The organism is Bellilinea sp., assembly GCF_034432615.1.
Classification (GTDB): Bacteria; Chloroflexota; Anaerolineae; order Anaerolineales; family Anaerolineaceae; genus Bellilinea.
In genome coordinates, this window is the sequence record NZ_DAOUBL010000091.1 from 1 (window position 1) to 4,690 (window position 4,690).

General features: G+C 55.9%; 4 protein-coding genes. 1 reads left to right on the top strand and 3 read right to left on the bottom strand.

What is annotated here, in order from left to right:
• Window positions 1-619, top strand: a 619-nt coding sequence (locus tag VAE48_RS04295; RefSeq protein WP_322792087.1) for a LysM peptidoglycan-binding domain-containing M23 family metallopeptidase, incomplete at its 5' end; no start/stop codon positions are given.
• A 2-nt stretch (window positions 620-621) separates the two neighbouring features.
• Here VAE48_RS04295 and priA read toward each other — a convergent pair.
• From priA to VAE48_RS04310, 3 genes are all read right to left on the bottom strand, one after another.
• A complete protein-coding gene (gene priA / locus VAE48_RS04300) occupies window positions 622-3,141 on the bottom strand; it encodes a replication restart helicase PriA (protein WP_322792088.1) in 2,520 nt (839 codons plus the stop codon).
• A 3-nt stretch (window positions 3,142-3,144) separates the two neighbouring features.
• Window positions 3,145-3,990, bottom strand: coding sequence for an AmmeMemoRadiSam system protein B (gene amrB, locus VAE48_RS04305; protein WP_322792089.1), 846 nt, complete (start codon window positions 3,988-3,990; stop codon window positions 3,145-3,147).
• A 47-nt stretch (window positions 3,991-4,037) separates the two neighbouring features.
• Window positions 4,038-4,690: hypothetical protein (locus VAE48_RS04310; protein WP_322792090.1), on the bottom strand; the 653-nt coding region annotated here is incomplete at its 5' end.

Sequence of the window (4,690 nt, forward strand, 5' to 3'; positions counted from 1 at the left end):
GAAAGAAGGCGATACCATCGAAAAAATTGCGGCAACCTTCAAAGCCGACCCGCAGGATATTTTACTCTACCCCGGCAACAAACTTGATCTGGCCAACCCGGTCATCGAACCCGGTAGGTATGTCATGATTCCAGGGGGATCGCGTGAATTCCGCACGTGGGTTGTGCCCACCATCCCGCGTGGCCCGGCGGGTGTGAATAAATCCATCTACGGCCCGGGTGCCTGCGATACCGGCGCCGGCGGTGCCTTTGGCACCGGCACATTCGTCTGGCCGACCCGCAACCGTGTCCTTTCCGGCAATGATTACTGGCCGGGTCATCTGGCAATTGACATTGCGGCCTACACCGGTGACCCCATTTATGCTGCCGACAGTGGTGTGGTCGTCTATGCCGGCCCGGTCGGCGGGGGTTATGGCAACATGGTCATGATTGATCACGGCAACGGTTACCAGACTCTCTACGCTCACCTTTCAGCCTGGAATGTGCGCTGCGGGGCCAGCGTCTCACAGGGACAGGTCATCGGTCAGGCCGGCAGCACCGGTCGTTCCACCGGACCTCACCTGCACTTTGAGGTGCGCTATCTGGGTGGATTTGTCAACCCGTGGTACGTGCTGCCCTAAAGTTAAAGTAAAGAGTACGGGTCCACTTCCACCCGCCAATCCCCCCAATCCTTACCGCGCAATACGCTGGCAGGATCCATCCCGCGCAGGATGATCTGCCAGCGGTATTGCCCGCTTTCTTTCGCAAAGAAACACGGCACCGGTCCAATGATTTCGGTTTCCGGATAAGCGCTGAGCATGATCCAATCTGCTACACGTTGCGCCATTTCCCGGGCCGCAGTTTCGGCCGCGTTGGCGTTGGGATGACGGTATTCCAATCGAACCAGACGCGAAAAGGGCGGGTAGCCCATTTTCCTGCGCTGTTCAATCTCATACTGGTAAAAACCGGCATAATCATGTCGCGAGGCTGCCCGAATGGCATAATGCTCCGGCTGAAAGGTCTGTAAAATCACCCGCCCGCCCAACGGACTGCGTCCTGCCCGCCCGGCAACCTGCGTAAGCAGCTGGAACGTCCGCTCCGCAGCCCGAAAATCATCCAGATTCAAACCCGCATCCGCCAGTACAACACCCACCAGGGTAACCCGCGGCAAATCCAGTCCTTTTGCCAGTATTTGAGTTCCCACCAAAATATTCGCTTTCCCCTCCGCAAATGCCTCCAAAATCGCCTGATGTGCACCTTTTTTCCGCGTGGTTTGGGAATCCCAGCGGATTACTCTGGCCTGTGGAAAATGAATGCCGACTTCCTGTTCTACCCGCTCTGTGCCGGCGCCGAATTGACGAATATGGGGGCTGCCACATTGTGGACAACTTCGCGGCATCTGCCGCCGGTAGTTGCAGGTGTGACAGATCAACAAACGCTGCGATTCATGGTACGTCAGGGGACGTTCACAACGGGGGCAGCGCAGCGAAGCGCCGCATTCCCTGCAAAACACATAGGTTGCACTCCCCAATCGGTTCAGGTACAAAATCGCCTGCTGCTTGCGATCCAACACTTCTCGCAGAGCCTGCTGCAACGCCCGTGAAAACATGGAACGATTGCCTGCTTTCAATTCCTGCCGCATATCAACTACCTCAACCGGAGGAAGTGGAAGAGAAGTCGTTTCAACTTCCCCCTCTTCGCTCGTCGAAGAAGAACGTCCACCGGTCAGGAACGGTTGCACTGCCTCGCGATGCGCCATAATGCGCTGCGGCAACTCCAAAACTGGCCAGCCTGCTCGGCGGGCCTGATAGATCAGACCAATCTCTGGTGTTGCCGAACCCAGAATCACCACTGCTTGAAGAATTTCAGCATAATGAATGGCTGCCTGAACGGCATGATAGGCCGGCGCCGGCTCGGATTGATAATAGGACGAATCATGAAATTCATCCACCACCAGCAAGCCAATCTCCGGCAGCGGCGCAAACAACGCGCTGCGCGGCCCCACAATCACTTGCAGCAAACCGGCCCTGGCACGCTGCCAGGTATCATAACGTTCCCCCGCCGAGAGCCGCGAATGAATCACCCCTACCCTGCCGGGAAAACGGCTTTGAAAGCGCTGAATGGTTTGCGGCGTCAGGGCAATTTCCGGTACTAGTACAATCGCCTGTTTCCCCCGATCAAGCGTGTGTTGCACCGCCCGCAGGTAGATTTCGGTTTTACCTGAACCGGTAATCCCATGTAAGATAATCGGTTTTAGGCTGGGGTTTTTGTCTGTGTTGAGGTCTGCAAGAATTGCCTGCAACACCCGTGTTTGGTCGGCAGTAAGCACAGGCGGCGGCAAAGGCGCGATATTTAAGTCTGCCAGTGGATCACGCCAGCTTTGAACCGCTTCAAATTCAATCAGCCCCAACGCTTCCAGTTTTTTTAAGTCTTGCGGGGTAACCCCGCTGGCAGCCGTAACCCAGTGGACTGCCACAGCCTTTTGCTCGTTTGCTAAAAATTGCAAAGCCTTCTTACGCCGTTCGCGCGCCGGGCTGCCCAACTTCCCCAACAATTCCTCTGCCTGCCCGATCTGTTCTGCGGGTATGGCCAGCCGAACCAGCCGCTCCATGCGCGGCCGCAGTGCAGATTGAGCCAGATACGGCTGGCTGATGACCAATCCCCGTCTGACCAGAGCCTGCAATGCCGATTTCCAGTTGACCCGCCGAAAGGCTGCTTCGATTTGCCGGCCGCGCAGTTCACCGCGCTCACTCAACAACTGAACAAGACGTTTCTGTAATGGGCTTAACTGCTCGGCTTCAACCGGGCGGGCCGGGTTCAGGCGCACCAACAGGTCTGCGGGCTGTGCCAGTCCCGGAGGGAGCATCAAATCCAGACAGGACCCCAGCCCAGCCAGAGTTTCGTGGCTTAACCAGCGTGCCAGTTCCATCTGCGCTGCGGTCAATACCGGTAAAGCATCCACCAATCCTTCCACAGGGCGGGTTTCCGGCACATTGGGTTGGTTCACCATGCGCAGGACAACGCCCTGCACTCGCTGACCTCCCAGCGGCACCACCACCAGACAACCCTGTTGAACCTTTCCTTCCAGGCCTGCCGGCAGGTGATAGTCGAAGGGTTGCAGGCGTCCCGGAATGAGTACGGCTACTTCGGCAAACTGCGTCAACCCTTAATCCCGTTGCAGCACAACTGCCGCGCCATAGCCCACCACGGAGGAGGAGTCTAAGGTTTCTTCAGCGGAGGTGCTGTAATGTAGAATTTTGACCTCATTCCCGCCCAATTCACGCGCTGCAACCAGAACCGCGGCTACTGCACCGGCACCACACGCAAAACCGGTGGCGGCCTCCTCAGCCTGCAATACTCCCTGTGGTGAGAACGCCTCGATCAGGCTGAGCATTTCTGTATCCAGCTGGTTGGCAATTGGCAAGGGATAAAAATGGGAAAGATCGGTGCTGGCGACCAGCAAAGCATTGCGATGTTTCAATACCTTGGCAAGCGCATTGCCGAGAATCTGTGCCATGCGCCAGTCCTTGCGGCGCACCATCACTGGCAGAAGAGAAAATGGTTTGTTCAATGCCCGTTGAAGGAAAGGAAGCTGGATTTCCAGCGAGTGTTCATCATCATTGGCGATTGGAGTAAGACCGATGGTTTCTTCCGCAAGCAGTTCTGCCAGTCCATCAGTCAAATCGCGTTCAACCGGTACTTCTCCCAGCGGTGTAAAATAACTGCTGTGCGCGCTGGTCAGCACTGGGGCAGGGTAATAAGCGTGCATGGGCGAAACAATCGCAACCACATCAAATTCCTGTCCAAGGACGGTCTTATAAGCATGTCCGGCGGTGCGGCCGGAATAGCGATGTCCGGCATGTGGTGCAATCAGAGCAATAACTTTACCATTCAGCGGTGGGATTTGAGCCTGTGCAATATACTGGTCAATTTGCTGAGCCAGTTGTTGGGGATCGGCGCTATACCACAAACCGGCGATTGGCGAAGGTCGTACAGCAGAAATCTTGCCCATTCCTAACACTCCTTTCCCTGCTTTTCATTATACAACCAACCCAATAATTAAAAAATTCCTCCCTGCCAGAGAATTGCATCCAGTTGAACCGCAGCCGCACCCTGTTGCAGAGCTGTAATGACATCCTGCTCGCGGAACAATCCACAGCCGAGGATCAATGGTAAACCACAGTCACCCCAGCGCAGTAAAGTCTGTAAAACAAGTGGAAAGAGTGCTGGACCATACAGCCAGCCCGTTAAGACACCCCAATGTGGATCTGGCAGACTTCCAAGCGGCGCACCGATGGTCAGCGCACAGAAACCCGCCGCACCTGCCTGCTTTATCCATTCTTCGGACATTTGATTCAGTGGCACGCGCAAGACAAGCGGAAGATCACTGCGGAGTGATCGCAGAATTTGGGCGGACTGTTCAGCACTCCATTCCTGCGGCAGGCTGATTTCCACCGCCGTTACCGCTGAACAGGTTTCCACCTGAGCGAGCATCCTCTCAGCCGAATGCGGATCTTCTAGCAGCAGGTGCACCCACACCGGAATTTTGGAGCGAGCCCAGCGTTCAGTATTTTCTTTCAAAGCAGTCCGCAAACCCGGATTGAAACCCCCATTGTGCAACAAAACCCCACCTGCAAAACGCATCACCTTGCGGTTAACTGCCGGAGGACGGGCTTTTTCGGTGAGCGGCGGAGTAACATAGGCAATTGGCG